A 15,002-nucleotide genomic window follows, 5' to 3' on the forward strand; every position below is an offset into this window, starting at 1 on the left:
AAAAAGTATTGACACCGCTTTCTTAAATGTTATAATGTGTTTGTGAAACGTTTCAACATATATCATTGGGAGGAAAATACAATGAGTTCAAGCAAAATGGATCTTTTTCAAGAGAAGATTCAAGAAGTCTTTTTACCTATTGCAGACAAATTAAATTCACAACGTCATTTGGCAGCTTTAAAAAATGGGATGACCTGTACAATCCCATTAACGATCATTGGTGGTTTCTTCATGTTACTAGCACAGCCGCCTGTTAATCCGGCTACTTTACAGCCAACCAATTTTTTCTTTAAATTTTTATTAGACTGGAAAGCCTGGTCTACCACTTATGCACAAATATTGAGTGTTCCTTATAATTTAACGATTGGCTTGTTAGCGGTCTATATTACTTTCTCAATAGCTTATCAGTTAGGGAAACATTATAAATTAAATGGAATCTCATGTGGAGTATCTGCTTTATTTTTATTCTTAATGACCTCAGCTGAACCTTTTACGTCAGCAGATAATGGTTTGATTATGTCAATGAAGAATTTAGGCGGAGAAGGAATGTTTTATGGAATTATCGTAGCGTTTATCTCTGTTGAAGTTTTTAAATGGATGAGTGATCATAATATTAAATTAAAAATGCCTGCTCAAGTACCGCCCAATGTTGCGGCACCGTTTGAAGCTTTATTTCCTTTAGTCTTTTTAACTGCTTTATTCTTTATCGGTAATATTGTTTGTATTAATATAACCGGAAACAATCTTTGTCGTTTAATCTTTACCTTATTATATCCTTTAATGAGAGCTTCAAGCTCATTGCCATCTGTTATGCTGTGCAGTATTTTACTTAGTTTATTTTGGTTCATGGGCATTCATGGAAACAATATCGTCGGTTCTGTTTTAACACCGATTACTACAGCGAATATTGCCTTAAATGCTTCAGCGGTCATGAATGGGAGCGGACCAACAACACCGCTTGCAGGTTCTTTTATGACAATTTTCGGTAACTGGATGTCTTATCCGGCAATGATGGTATGTTTTTTCTTGGTAGCTCGTTCAGCTCAGTTAAAATCTCTTCGTAAGATTGCCTTGGTACCGGATATCTTTAATATTAATGAACCTTTAACATTTGGGATCCCTGTCGTAATGAACATCTTGATTGCTTTGCCGCTGCTGCTTTGTAATTTAGTGATGTGTTCTATTGCATATCTGATTATGGATGCCGGATTGATTGGTTCGATCTACATAACGGTGCCTTGGACAACCCCGGGTGTGATCAATCTGTTCTTATCGACGATGGACTTTAGAGCGGTGATTATGTGGGTAATTATGTTTGCTGCGGATATCTTGATTTTATTGCCATTTGTTAAAGCATATGATAAACAAATGCTGACTCAGGAGAACGCTTCAAGCATTTAGTTGAGACGTTTCAATTAATTTGCCATCCCCCATTAAACATGTTAGAATTTAACTGAAATGAAGTGGATGGAGTGATAATTATGGCAACAATCAAAGATATCGCAAGAGAGTTGAATATAGGCGTGTCAACGGTGTCGATGGCATTGAATGGGAATCCTCGAATCAATGAGGAAACAAGACAAAAGGTATTAGCAAAAGCAAAGGAATTAAACTATGTAAAAAATGGTATTGCAGTGGATCTGCAGCGTAAGTCAACTAATTTGATTTTATTGGTTGTAGATGATGCTTCACGTCCGTTCTTTTCCAGAACGATCAACGCAGTACAGCGCAAGGTCAGTGAATATGGTTATGACCTATTGATTGCAACAACGTTTAATGGTCATATTGAAACCGCAAAACGCTATATTTCAGAACGAAGAGCAGATGGTGTTATTGTCTTTACGAATCGTATTGAAGATGAAGATGTCCTGCGCTATGCCTGTAAAGATATGCCGATCTTTGTGATTGGGCGCTATCTGACCGCAGAACATGTCTATTCCGAACCATTGTCAAATGTGACTCAGGGAGAAGAGGTTGTCGAGTACCTTTATAATAAAGGATATCGTAAAATCGCTTTTGTGAAAGCTTTGCCTCATACGTTAGGAACAATTCGTCGCTTTAAGGCTTATCGGAAAGCATTAACTCAACTTAATTTAGAATTTAACGAAGAGATAGTATTTAATGCAAATGGCAGCGAGTATGAAGATGGATACCGAATAACAAAGGAAATAATAAAGAAAATAGACCAGATTGATGCTATCTTCTATTCTAATGATGATATCGCTATTCCGGGGGTTAAATGTTTAATCGATCATGGCATTGCAGTCCCCCAAAGGGTATCGGTCGTTGGCTATAATGACCTTCCTTATTCAAAATTAGTGACACCTGCTTTGACTACCGTTACAACTTGTCAGACGACAACTAGCTATGCTGTTGATATTTTGATTGCAGCCATCAGAAATGAGAATGTTCAACCGATTATAGATCAATATGTTCAGGAATTAGATGAACGAAAGGAACGCTTGATCATTCGTGAAACTTAATAAGGAGGCTGTATTTTGAAAGCAGTTATGTTGATGTTTGATTCATTGCGAAAAGACTTGTTGAGTGCTTATGGCAATGAAGAAACAATTACACCTAATTTTCAAAGATTAAAAGAAAAAACTGTTGCATTTGAACACTTCTATGTAGGAAGCATGCCTTGCATGCCGGCTAGACGTGAACTGCACACAGGTCGCTATAACTTTTTACATCGCAGCTGGGGCCCTTTGGAACCTTGGGAAAACTCAGCTGTGGAGCTCATGAAAAAACAGGGAATCTATACACATCTTGTGACCGATCATAAGCATTACTGGCGTGATGGAGGAGCCACCTATCATCCCCGTTACAGCAGTTATGAGTTTATCCGCGGGCAAGAGGGTGACAACTGGAAAGGGGTTGTAGATAAACCTCATGTTGATTTGAAACTCAATGAAGCCCCTTTATCAAAGAAATTTAAATCAAAAAGCCGTGATCAGGACTTTGTCAATCGCCGCTATATGAGAGATGAAGCGATGCATCCATTATGCCGTACGGTGCAAGCCGGACTGGAATTTATCGATACTAATTATCAGAGTGATCAATGGTATTTGCAGATTGAATGCTTTGATCCTCATGAACCGTTCTTTGTACCAAAAAAATATCTGAAAATGTATGGTTTGGAAGAAGGCTTCCACGGCTGGCCGTCATACTACTATAATAATCAGGATGGACGTACGAATGAGCTGTTAAAAGGGTATTATAAAGCGTTAGTCAGCATGTGTGATGCCTATGTAGGAAAAGTGCTGGATGCCTTTGATCGCTATGATCTATGGAAAGATACAATGCTGATCGTTAACACCGATCATGGCTTCTTATTGGGAGAACATGACTGGTGGGGCAAGAATATCATGCCAATCTATAATGAAATCGCGAATATTCCTTTCTTTATTTATGATCCGCGTTCAAAAATCCAAAACGAACAACGTCAATCGCTTGCTCAAAACATTGACGTGCCTGCAACTTTGCTGGAGTATTTTGGATTGGATAAACCGCAGGAGATGATGGGACAGTCTCTAAAAGGCATCATAGAAAAAGATGAACCGAATCGTCCATATGCAATGTATGGCTACTTTGGTTCAAATATTAATATTACGGATGGTCATTATACGTATATGCATGCACCGATTACAGACGAAAAGGATCATATCTTTGAATACACGATCATGCCAACCCATATCAATTCTTTATTTTCCACACAGGAACTTCAAGGAATGACATTAGCGAAACCATTTAGCTTTACTAAAGGTGTGCCGCTGCTTAAAATCCCTGCTCAAGGATTTGGCGGAAGCAACTATCACCGTTTCAAAAACCGTTTGTATCATATTGATGTTGATCCTAAGCAAACAAGAAAGATTGAAGATAAAGAGATTCAATGCCGATTAATTCAAGCTATCAAAAAAATGATGGAAGAAAATGATGCACCAAGTGAACTCTATTCATTTTATGGATTTGATCATGAGATTAATCCCGAATATCTGAAATTATTAGATCGGCAAGTTGTTGAGAGTGAAGCGGAGTTGATACAGGGCATCCATTTTACGACGGAAGAATTAAAAGAAGGGTATTTAGCCTTTATAAAAAATATGCCTGATTCTTCTTACATTGCTGAATGTTTTAAAAAACAGGCTTTAATTGATGAAACGATGTTTTACCAGCTGGTTGAAGAAACGGTAGGTAAAGAACGAATTAATGATGTGATGTATCAATTAAATTTAAATATGAGATTAGACTAGCGGGGAAACATTCCCCTTTTAGTCTGAAATGGGAAATGATGATTGAAATTATTTATATCATTGTCATTTTATTCTTACATTTTTAGGCGTCAGTGCCGGACTAGGCGAAGGAACAATTCATTGTCACGGTCTTTGCTTCATTCTTTTTCATTAATATAAAAGTGCGTGGCTATTTTATGTTCACAGGGCTCAAATTATTTAGCAGTACAGTTTTAGGGGCTAATCTATGCAGCGTCTATAATAGAGTGCAAGCTTTTTTAAGAAGATAGGAGTATACATATGGAATATTATAGTTATCTAATCAAACCGGCATCATCTTTATGTAATTTGAAATGTAAATATTGTTTTTACCATGATGTCAGTGAGCATCGGGAAGTCATATCTAATGGAGTAATGAGCGATGATACGCTCTATACTTTAATTGATCGTGCCTTAGTGGTTGAAAATGAAGCGACAATTACCTTTGCTTTTCAAGGGGGAGAACCGACAGTTGCCGGTCTTGACTACTTTGTGAAATTTACAGATTATGTTTCTTTACATAAAAAATCTAATCAGACGATTCAATATGCCATTCAGACCAATGGAGTATCATTAGAAGAAGAATGGTGTCAGCTGTTTAAAAAGTATCATTTTTTAGTGGGTGTATCCTTAGATGGGTATCGTGAAAATCATGACTATTTCCGTTTGACCAATGCCAATAAGCCGACCTTTAAAACGATCATGACAGGCATAGAACGTTTGAAAAAATATCAGATTGACTATAATATTCTGACGGTTTTATCTCAGCCCTTGGCTAAGCATCCGGAAAAGCTTTATCGCTTTTTTAAAGAACAGAAATTTAAATATGTGCAGCTGATTCCCTGTCTGCCGGGACTGGATAATGAAAAGGACCCTTATAAATTAACACCGCAGGGTTTCGCTAAATTCTATAAGATATTCTATCGCTTATGGGAAGCGGACTATCTAAAAGGGGATTATATGTCAGTGACACTTTTTGATAATCTGATTTTGATGTTTAAAGGCGTTCCGCCACAGCAGTGCGGGATGCTGGGACAGTGCTTGCCACAATATGTCATTGAGTCAAACGGGCATGTATACCCCTGTGATTTTTATGTATTAGATGAATATGATACCGGTAATATCAAAGATTCCAGCTTCGCTGAGATTCGTCAGAGCAAGGCGATGAAAGACTTCTTAGCTCAGCCGCATCCGCAATGCGATCGCTGCGTTGAATGCAAATTTAAAAATATCTGTCACGGCAACTGCAAACGATTAAGTATCACTTACTTTGATCAGCATTACTGCGGCTATCAGGATTTTTTAGAGGAGCATTACCAAAGCATGGCAAAAATAGCTCAGCAATTAAAATAACTGCGTCAATTGGCGCAGTTTTCTTTATTGATCAATAATTTCATCGACAATGCCATAATCCAATGCTTCTTTAGCCGTCATAAAATGATCACGATCAGTATCGATTTCAATCTGTTTTAAAGGGATTGATGTTTGTTTAGCCAGTAATTCATTTAAATGCTGCTTTTGTCTGAGAATGCGTTTGGCAGTAATTTCAATATCGCTGGCCTGTCCGTTAAATCCGCCTAAAGGCTGATGAATCATGATCTCACTGTTAGGCAGGGCATGACGTTTTCCCGGTGTTCCCGAAGACAATAAAAAAGCTGCCATGCTGGCACACATCCCTACCGCAATGGTAGAAACGTCACACTTCACTAAATTCATTGTATCATAGATGGCAAAACCGGAGCTGATTGATCCGCCCGGTGAATTGATATACATATAAATGGGCTGAGTAGAGCTTTTAGAATCTAAATAAAGTAGCTGAGCAACAATGCTGCTGGCGAGCTGATCATTGATTTCTCCTGTCAGTATAATGATTCTTTCTTCTAATAATCTCGAAAAAATATCGTAAGCATGTTCCGATCTTTCTGTTTTCTCAATAACAGTTGGAATGATTTGCATGTATTCGTACCTCCATGTTTAAATTATAGTTCTAAATAAAAAAAATATTCATGCTAAAAAGTTAACAATTTCACATGTAAGTGGTTTCATGTGTTGATTTTATTTGATTGGTGGCTTATAATATGTATATACAAATATAAGGAGGAATTTTTTAATGGCAGTAAAAGTTGCAATTAATGGTTTTGGACGTATCGGACGTCTAGCATTCAGACAAATGTTTGGAGCAGAAGGTTACGAAGTAGTAGCTATCAACGATTTAACTAATCCTAAAATGTTAGCTCATTTATTAAAATATGATTCAGCACAAGGTAGATACGAAAAAGGTGACACAGTTGTTGCTGGTGAAGATTCAATCACTGTAGATGGAAAAACAATTAAGATCTATGCAGAAGCTGATGCTTCAAAATTACCTTGGGGAGAATTAGGTGTAGACGTAGTATTAGAATGTACTGGGTTCTATGTATCTAAAGCTAAATCACAAGCACATATCGATGCAGGTGCTAAAAAAGTTGTTATCTCAGCTCCAGCTGGAAATGACTTACCAACAGTTGTATTTGGTGTAAATGAAAACATCTTAACTGCTGATGATACAATCATCTCTGCAGCTTCTTGTACAACAAACTGTTTAGCTCCTATGGCTAACGCTTTAAACAATTTAGCTAAAATCAAATCTGGTATCATGTTAACAGTTCATGCTTATACTGGTGACCAAATGGTATTAGACGGACCTCATAGAAAAGGTGATTTAAGAAGAGCTCGTGCAGCTGCTGTAAACATCGTACCTAATTCTACTGGTGCAGCTAAAGCAATCGGATTAGTAATCCCTGAATTAAATGGAAAATTAATCGGTTCAGCTCAACGTGTACCTGTACCTACAGGATCTACTACTATCTTAACTGCAGTAGTTGAAGGAACAGTAACTGTTGAAGAAATCAATGCAGCTATGAAAGCAGCATCTAACCCTTCATTTGGTTATACTGAAGAACAATTAGTATCTTCTGATATCGTTGGAATCAACTACGGATCATTATTCGATGCTACTCAAACTATGGTTAAAGACTGCGAAAACGGAACTACTGAAGTTCAAGTTGTTGCATGGTATGATAATGAAAATTCATACACTTCTAACATGGTTAGAACAATCAAATATTTCTCTGAATTAAGTAAATAATTGCAGACAAGCTAAAAGGATGAGAACTCTCATCCTTTTTCCTTTTTATGGAATTGTCCGTTAAAAAAATCAAGGGTAATCTCTGTCATTTCTTCCGGAGATTCTTTTTTTGTATTCAGCCACTTATTGACAAGACCAATAAAGCCATAAGTAATATATGGGATCATTAAATCTTCGTTTTCATAGTCTTTAAAGATTTGTTCGTTTTCTAAAATAAAACAAAAATGTTCAATGATGGCACGACGTAAGACTGAACGAGTCAGGATTGCCTGCATAAAATACTGTTTTTCTTCAAAATAGGTAAATAAGGCTAAGATCATCTCACGATTTTGGATCATAGGAATCTTGGGATGATGATAGGTATTGATGATTTTGGCGACTTCTTGGGCAACCGTATCTTGCAGCTGATCTAAGAAATCATTGAGATCTTGATAGTATAAGTAAAAGGTACTGCGGTTAATATTGGCTTTTTCGCATAATTCTTTTACTGTCATGTGATAGCCTTCATGTTGTTTTACTAAAGCGCCAAACGCATTAATTAAGGCTTGTTTAGTTTTTTGAATACGGCGATCTTCTTTCATATCTTCTCATCCTTTTCAACATATTCATTGTAATCTGTTGATTATCCAACAGATTTTAGTTGTTTTAATGTTTGTTTTACAGTAGATTCATTTCTATAATAAGTATAACTAAAAGAAAAATAGAAAGGAAGAGACGAATGAGTATAAGTAAAGATTTTTTATGGGGAGGCGCTGTAGCGGCTAACCAATGTGAGGGAGCTTATCAAGAAGATGGAAAAGGTTTAAGTATCGCAGATCTCCGTTTAGCTGGAAGTAAAGACAAGAAAAGAGGGTTTACTCCGGAAATTGATGAAACATTATATTATCCAAGTCATAAAGCCATCGATTTTTACCATCACTATAAAGAAGATATTGCCCTGTTTGCAGAAATGGGATTCAAGATGTTCCGTTTATCAATTAACTGGTCAAGAATTTTTCCTAATGGCGATGAGACGGAACCTAACGAAGAAGGATTGAAATTTTATGATGATGTATTTGATGAGTGTTTGAAATACAATATCCAACCCATGGTGACCATTTCCCATTATGAAAGTCCCTATGGATTAATGAAGAAATGCAATAGTTGGGAAAGTCGTGAAATGATAGATTATTTCATGAATTACTGTCAAGTCATCTTTGAACGTTATCATACAAAAGTAAAATACTGGCTGACTTTCAATGAAATCAACCTGGCATTGCATTCTACTTATTCAGCATTAGGAATGATTTTAGAAAAGAATGAGGATTATGAAAAGAAGCTGTTTCAAGCACTGCATCATGCCTTTGTGGCAGGGGCAAAAGCAGTGGCTTTGGCACATTCCATCGATCCTAACTTAAAAGTAGGAAATATGTTGGCGGCTGCCAGTGTTTATGCTGGAACCTGTGATCCACAGGATAATTTATTAGTACAAAAAATGAAAGATCAGTTCTTCTTTTACTTTAATGATGTAATGGTTAAAGGGGAATATACACCAAAATGTAAAGCTATTTTACAAGATAAAGGCATTACTTTAGATATTACCAAAGAAGATGAAGAAGCGTTAAGAAAAGGAACAATTGATTTTATCTCATTTAGCTATTATCAAAGTGTCACGATTACAACCCATCCTGATGATCAATCAGAGCAGTCGGTGGGAAATATTGCCGGAGGTATGAAAAATCCATATTTAGCAGAAAGTAAATGGGGATGGAATATTGACCCGGTAGGACTGCGCATTCTGTTGAATGAAATCTATACGACTTATCGTATTCCGTTATTCATTGTGGAAAACGGGTACGGAGATGTCGATTATATTGAAGACGGGCAAATACATGATACTGACCGTATTGATTATTTACGTCGTCATATTAAAGAATTAAAAAAAGCCATCGAAAAGGATGGGGTGGACTTATTGGGATATACCACTTGGGGCTGCATCGACTTAGTTTCAGCCGGAACCGGTGAAATGAGTAAACGTTACGGATTTATTTACGTTGATGTTGATGATGAAGGTAAGGGAACGTTTAAACGAATGAAAAAGGATTCTTTTAACTGGTATAAAAAGGTGATTGCCAGCAATGGAGAAGACTTAGATTAGGAGGGGAACCTCCTTTTCTTATAAGTGAAAAAGAGTGACTTTTTACTTTCTTTATATTATGATGAAAGCAATAGGAGGAAGGATATGTATAAATTAATGTTATCAGACTTGGATGAAACACTGTTAGTGAATCACCATGTTCCTAAAGAGAATGCAGAGGCAATCAAAAAGGCACAGGCAAAAGGATTAAAATTTGTCCCTGCTACAGGGCGTGCTTATAATATGATTCAGGAGATTTTACAAGAGATCGGAACTTATCAGAAAGAAGAACAATATTCAATCTGTTTTAATGGTGCTTTAATCATGGAAAATAAAGATGATAAAGTTCTTCACTTTCAAGGTATTTCGTTTGAACAAGCAAAGGAACTATTTGAATTAGCGAAGAATTATGATGTCTGTGTGATGATTTTTACTACCAGTATGTGTTATTTATTTAATGCAGACCCTACCGAAGTAGAAAGAAAAACCGCACAGAAAGCACCTTTTAAAATTATTGATGAATTTAATATGGACTTTTTAAAGGATGACCAGATCGCTAAACTATTGTATGTACGTCCAAATATGCCGTTATTAAAAAGTATTGAACAGGATCTGTTGGAAGATATAGAAAGAATCGGCGTTTGCGCAAGCTATTCTTCTTATCGCTATTTAGAATTTAATGCGATTGGTGTAAGTAAAGGCTTTGCCTTGCGCTGGCTATCCGAATATCTAGGCATTGATATGAATGAAACGATTGCGATCGGTGATAATTATAACGATGTGGATATGATCAAAGAAGCAGCTTTAGGCATCTGTGTGCCTTGTGCAGAAGGAGATATCAAAGAACTCTGTCAATATGTGACAGAAAATGACTACGATCAAGGAGCTGTTAAGGAAGCCATTGAAAAATTTGTTTTATAATTATTGGCTAAGAGCTTAGTGCTTTTAGCTTTTATTATCTTTTGATATCTGATTATAAATCCCTTATAATAAATTAAAAGGAGGCAGATGATGAAATGGAAACACGCTTATTAGAATACTTTTTAACCATTGCCAGAGAGAAAAATATTACCCGCAGTGCTGAACTTCTTCATATTACGCAGCCAACTTTAAGCCGACAGCTAGTGTCATTAGAAGAAGAATTCGGACAGCAGCTGATTATTCGAGGAAAACGGGGTATTCAGTTGACCGAAGCAGGTATGCTTTTTAGAAGGCGGGCAGAAGAAATTTTAGATCTCGTCAGTAAGACAGAGCGAGAAATGACAAATGAACTTGAACAGCTGATAGGTCAGATTTCCATTGGTTCAGCAGAAAGCAGTGCTTCTTATCATTTCCTGCCAAATATCATTCATTCCTTTTCTTCTCAGTATCCTTTGGTGACATATGATTTTTATACTGGAGAAGCAAATTTAGTAAAAGAAAAACTAAACCAGGGAATCTTGGATGTAGGTATCCTGCTTGAACCGATTGACATCGAAGAATTTGATTTCATTCGTCTTCCCTATCAGGATCCATGGGGACTGATTGTCGATCAGCTTCATCCGATCGCTAATAAAGAGACTTTGTTGCCTAAAGATTTGATCGGGGTTCCTCTGTTTTTTAATGATCGTCGGACAATCATTAAGAATGAATTGGAAAGCTGGGCAAAAGGCTGTTATGGAGAATATCAGTTCATGGCATCCTATAATTTGATTTCCAATATCATTGCCATTCTTAAAAACGAGATGGGTGGAGCCATTGCTATCGAAGGTGCTTTAACTGAGCGTTATCATACAGACATGCGCTTTATTCCCTTTTCACCTGCAATTGTTTCAAATACGGTGTTGGTATGGAAAAAGCATCAGGTACTTACGCCAATCATGAAACGCTTTTTAGAACTTGTTCATCAGCTTATCAAACAGTAAGGTTTATTCTGTTATGGATAAACCTTTTTAATGCTTAAAATGCATGGATTAAGATAAATTATAGGCATTAGACAATCATTGCTTTTCGTCATAAGATAAAAGTGTAGAAAATAAACAGAATAAAAAGGAGAGATTATTTATGACTGAATTAAAGAGTTTGTTTGGTATTGGTGAGAAAAATGATGCATATGCGAAATACTTCATCGGACAAAGCTATCTGAATATGCTGGCTAGAAATGGTGGTGTTGGAGTCGCCAATGTAACATTTGAAGCAGGCTGCCGCAATAATTGGCATATCCATCATGGTGGCGGACAGATTTTATTAGTGACAAATGGCAGAGGCTATTATCAAGAGTGGGGAAAACCAGCACAGGAGCTTAATCCTGGAGATGTCGTGAATATCCCGGCTGAAGTGAAACATTGGCATGGTGCTGCTAAAGACAGTATGTTTGCTCATTTAGCTATTGAGATTCCAGCAGAAAATGCCAGCAATGAATGGTTGGAAGCAGTCAGTGATGAAGTGTACGCCTTATTAAAATAAAAAGAGGATTAATCATTGAAAATAAGTGAAGTAAGCAAAAACTTTGGAATCTCTATATCAACACTTCGGTATTATGAACGCTCAGGACTGTTTGATCATGTTCAAAGAATAAATGGAAGACGTGAATACTCTGATGAGGATATTCATCGTTTAAGTCTGATTATGACCTTGAAAAATGCTGGATTTACTCTATCTGCTATTTCTAATTATTTAGATTTGCCGATCTGCAGCAGACAGGAGAAGGTAAAGATTTTAGAAAAAGAAAGATCAAGACTTTTAAAAAATATACATGATGGTCAAAAAAACATCAATTCAATTGATTATTTGATTTATACACTGCAAAAGGAGAGATAAAATGGAAAGATCAGAAAAAGCACAGAAATTATATGATACATTGCATGCAGGTCCCTTAGATTATGATAAAGAGTATCAGCAGATCATGAAAGATTTTATATATGGGAACGTTTATCAGCATGGAACACTGGATTTAAAGACAAGAGAATTAATTGCGATTGTTGCCAATACAACCAATCATACTTTAGAAACATTAAAGGAACATGTTGTGGCGGGGCTGAACTGTGACCTTTCGCCGATTGCGATCAAAGAAGCAGTATATCAGTGTACACCCTATATCGGTGTTGGAAAGGTTACTGAAGCTTTAAGAGTCGTTAATCAAATTTTTATTGATTACTCTATTGAACTTCCTTTATGTTCTCAAAAAACAGTGACTGATGAAACTCGTTTTGAAAAAGGATTTGAGGTTCAAAGTGAAGCTTTTACAAAAGAAGCTATACAAAGCGGACACGATCAGGCACCAAAGGAATTAAAGCATATTCAAAACTATTTATCTGAATATTGCTTTGGTGATTTTTATACAAGAACGGGATTGGACTTGAAACAGCGTGAGCTTATTACGTTTATAATGCTGTCGACTTTAGGTGGCTGCGAAAATCAGCTTCGCAGTCATGTAGGAGCCAATATCCGTGTAGGCAATAGCCGAGAATTGTTGATTGAAGCCATTACCCAGTGTATTCCTTACATTGGGTTTCCAAGAACCTTAAATGCCATCAATATCATTAATGAGGTGACATTATAATTGAAGATATGCAGCCGCACTTTTGTGATTGGCTGTTTTTTCTTATTCTACTGACAGTCGATTGATTTATAAACATCGACACGCTAGTATGGAAACAGGAGGGACAAGTATGGAGCAGGTAAGTAATGAAAGATTTGGTCAATTTGTATCAGAAATCAGAAAAGAGAAAAATCTTACGCAAAAAGAATTAGCAGAACAATTATACGTAACAGATAAAACGGTGAGTAAATGGGAAAGAGGATTAAGTATGCCTAATATCGCCCTGCTGATTCCAATTGCGGAAATATTGGAGGTAACGGTAACCGAATTATTGCGAGGAGAAAGAATCATTAAAGACGAACCTTTTGATGCAAGTGAAGTAGAAGGGATAGGGGCAGGATCGCTTGACTTAAAAATTCAAGAAACTTTAAAACAGCAGAAAAGAAACTGGATATTGGCTTATATGCTTTGCATTATTCTTTCTGTTGGGGAAGTTATTCTTTTGCTTATGTCCAATATGACACTTGATGAGCTGCGCAATGATGTATTGGTCATGATCGGACTAATGCTGGCATTTGGCGGCTGGTTCTGTTTTTTTGCGAAAGACTTGCTGCCGGGTTATTACGATCAAAATAAAGTAAACTATTACACACAGGGGATAGTGAGAATGCACATGCCGGGATTATCCTTCAACAACAGTAATTGGAGCTTTATCTGCCGATTATTAAAAATAGGAACCTTATCGATTGCTGTTTTATATCCGCTCATTTGTTTGATCGTTATTCATGTATCCGATTTGGTCTTATGGGAACAAATTAAAATGCCGCTGATCTGGATCTGTTTGGGAGGATTAGTCATAGTGACTTATCTTACAGGTAAAAAATATGAGTAATGATTTATTTAAAAAAGTCTATTGACTTGGAGCGCACTCCAAATGCTAAAGTGGGAATGTAAATGAAGCAAAGGAGCGATAATTATGGAATATGTTAATCTAGGAAAAACGGGACTAAAAGTATCAAAAATATGTTTAGGCTGCATGGGATTTGGAGAAATGGATCGGGGTGGAGTTCCCGGAAAAACGAATGAAGAAGAAGCTAGAAAGATTATTAAATATGCACTAGAACAAGGTATTAACTTTTTTGACACAGCCAACTATTATTCATTAGGTGCGAGTGAGGAGATTGTTGGTCGGGCTATAAAAGATTTTGCTAATCGTGATGAAGTTGTCATCGCAAGCAAGCTGTATTATCCAATGTTTGATGGTGCCAATGCAAAAGGATTATCAAGAAAAGCAATCTTTACAGAGATTGATAAAACATTAAAGAGACTGCAAACCGATTATTTAGATCTGTATATCATTCATCGCTGGGACTATACGACACCGATTGAAGAAGTGATGGAAGCCTTGAACGATCTTGTCAGAATGGGAAAAGTAAGATATATCGGTGCATCCAGCATGTATGCTTGGCAGTTTATCAAAGCTAACAGTATTTCTGAAAAGCATGGCTGGACTAAATTCATCAGCATGCAGGATATGTATAATCTGCTTTATCGTGAGGAAGAAAAGGAAATGATCCCAATGTGTCAGTATGAAAATATTGCGATTACTCCTTGGTCACCGTTAGCTCATGGAGCTTTGGTAAAAGCAGCCGATGCGCCAAGAAGCGATGGTGTCGGAGCATTGCAGAATGAGTATCAGTTGGAAAGTGATCGTGAGATTATAAAACGTGTCCATGAATTAGCTAAGCGCTATGAAGTTTCTGCCAGCCAGATCGCTTTGAGTTGGGTTTATTCAAAACCTTATGTGACCAGCACATTAGTCGGAGCTTCCAAAATTCAATATGTAGAAGAAGCGATCAAAGCATTCGATATCCGGCTTACGAAAGAGGATATTCAATATTTAGAAGCCCCCTATGTTCCTCATACTCAATATGGATTCAGATAGCCAGTTGATTCATTCAACTGGTT

Annotated in this window: 15 protein-coding genes; 13 read left to right on the forward strand and 2 right to left on the reverse strand. The window is 36.8% G+C overall.

Going from position 1 to position 15,002, the window contains the following annotated elements:
• Positions 1–81: 81 nt before the first annotated feature.
• The 4 genes from ACLRVU_RS05665 (at position 82) to ACLRVU_RS05680 (ending at position 5,624) form a co-directional block, all read left to right on the forward strand.
• The gene (locus ACLRVU_RS05665) at positions 82–1,401 is read left to right on the forward strand and encodes a PTS sugar transporter subunit IIC (RefSeq protein WP_412891075.1); all 1,320 of its coding nucleotides are present in this window, start codon (positions 82–84) and stop codon (positions 1,399–1,401) included.
• An 80-nt stretch (positions 1,402–1,481) separates the two neighbouring features.
• Positions 1,482–2,483, forward strand: a complete 1,002-nt coding sequence (locus tag ACLRVU_RS05670; RefSeq protein WP_412891076.1) for a LacI family DNA-binding transcriptional regulator — start codon at positions 1,482–1,484, stop codon at positions 2,481–2,483.
• 15 nt (positions 2,484–2,498) lie between these two features.
• Complete coding sequence (locus ACLRVU_RS05675; protein WP_412891077.1) at positions 2,499–4,253, forward strand: sulfatase; 1,755 nt, start codon at positions 2,499–2,501, stop codon at positions 4,251–4,253.
• A 279-nt stretch (positions 4,254–4,532) separates the two neighbouring features.
• Complete coding sequence (locus tag ACLRVU_RS05680; protein ID WP_412891078.1) at positions 4,533–5,624, forward strand: radical SAM protein; 1,092 nt, start codon at positions 4,533–4,535, stop codon at positions 5,622–5,624.
• A gap of 24 nt (positions 5,625–5,648) precedes the next feature.
• Here the strand turns inward: ACLRVU_RS05680 and ACLRVU_RS05685 are convergent, their stop codons facing one another.
• The gene (locus ACLRVU_RS05685) at positions 5,649–6,227 is read right to left on the reverse strand and encodes an ATP-dependent Clp protease proteolytic subunit (protein ID WP_147552333.1); all 579 of its coding nucleotides are present in this window, start codon (positions 6,225–6,227) and stop codon (positions 5,649–5,651) included.
• A gap of 154 nt (positions 6,228–6,381) precedes the next feature.
• Here ACLRVU_RS05685 and gap point away from each other — a divergent pair, with 154 nt between their 5' ends.
• Positions 6,382–7,398 carry a type I glyceraldehyde-3-phosphate dehydrogenase gene (gene gap, locus ACLRVU_RS05690; protein WP_147552330.1) on the forward strand — a complete coding sequence of 339 codons (1,017 nt, stop codon included), beginning with the start codon at positions 6,382–6,384 and terminating at the stop codon, positions 7,396–7,398.
• A gap of 29 nt (positions 7,399–7,427) precedes the next feature.
• On the opposite strand, the gene ACLRVU_RS05695 is transcribed toward gap, so the two are convergent.
• A complete protein-coding gene (locus ACLRVU_RS05695) occupies positions 7,428–7,979 on the reverse strand; it encodes a TetR-like C-terminal domain-containing protein (protein WP_412891079.1) in 552 nt (183 codons plus the stop codon).
• 137 nt (positions 7,980–8,116) lie between these two features.
• Here ACLRVU_RS05695 and ACLRVU_RS05700 point away from each other — a divergent pair, with 137 nt between their 5' ends.
• From ACLRVU_RS05700 to ACLRVU_RS05735, 8 genes are all read left to right on the forward strand, one after another.
• Positions 8,117–9,535, forward strand: coding sequence for a family 1 glycosylhydrolase (locus ACLRVU_RS05700; protein ID WP_412891080.1), 1,419 nt, complete (start codon positions 8,117–8,119; stop codon positions 9,533–9,535).
• A gap of 84 nt (positions 9,536–9,619) precedes the next feature.
• Entirely contained in the window at positions 9,620–10,435 is an 816-nt protein-coding gene (locus ACLRVU_RS05705; protein ID WP_412891081.1) for a Cof-type HAD-IIB family hydrolase, read from the forward strand.
• Positions 10,436–10,530: 95 nt separating this feature from the next.
• A complete protein-coding gene (locus ACLRVU_RS05710; RefSeq protein ID WP_412891082.1) occupies positions 10,531–11,418 on the forward strand; it encodes a LysR family transcriptional regulator in 888 nt (295 codons plus the stop codon).
• A 139-nt stretch (positions 11,419–11,557) separates the two neighbouring features.
• Positions 11,558–11,959 (forward strand): cupin domain-containing protein, encoded by a 402-nt coding sequence (locus tag ACLRVU_RS05715; protein ID WP_412891083.1) that lies wholly within the window; start codon positions 11,558–11,560, stop codon positions 11,957–11,959.
• 15 nt (positions 11,960–11,974) lie between these two features.
• On the forward strand, positions 11,975–12,313 hold the full coding sequence (locus ACLRVU_RS05720) for a MerR family transcriptional regulator (RefSeq protein WP_412891084.1): 339 nt from the start codon (positions 11,975–11,977) through the stop codon (positions 12,311–12,313).
• Position 12,314: 1 nt separating this feature from the next.
• Positions 12,315–13,055 carry a carboxymuconolactone decarboxylase family protein gene (locus ACLRVU_RS05725; RefSeq protein WP_412891085.1) on the forward strand — a complete coding sequence of 247 codons (741 nt, stop codon included), beginning with the start codon at positions 12,315–12,317 and terminating at the stop codon, positions 13,053–13,055.
• Positions 13,056–13,164: 109 nt separating this feature from the next.
• Entirely contained in the window at positions 13,165–13,926 is a 762-nt protein-coding gene (locus tag ACLRVU_RS05730) for a helix-turn-helix domain-containing protein (protein WP_412891086.1), read from the forward strand.
• 84 nt (positions 13,927–14,010) lie between these two features.
• Positions 14,011–14,979 (forward strand): aldo/keto reductase, encoded by a 969-nt coding sequence (locus tag ACLRVU_RS05735; RefSeq protein WP_412891087.1) that lies wholly within the window; start codon positions 14,011–14,013, stop codon positions 14,977–14,979.
• Positions 14,980–15,002 lie beyond the last annotated feature (23 nt).

This window comes from Beduini sp. (assembly GCF_047239305.1).
Lineage (GTDB): Bacteria > Bacillota_I > Bacilli_A > Erysipelotrichales > Coprobacillaceae > Beduini.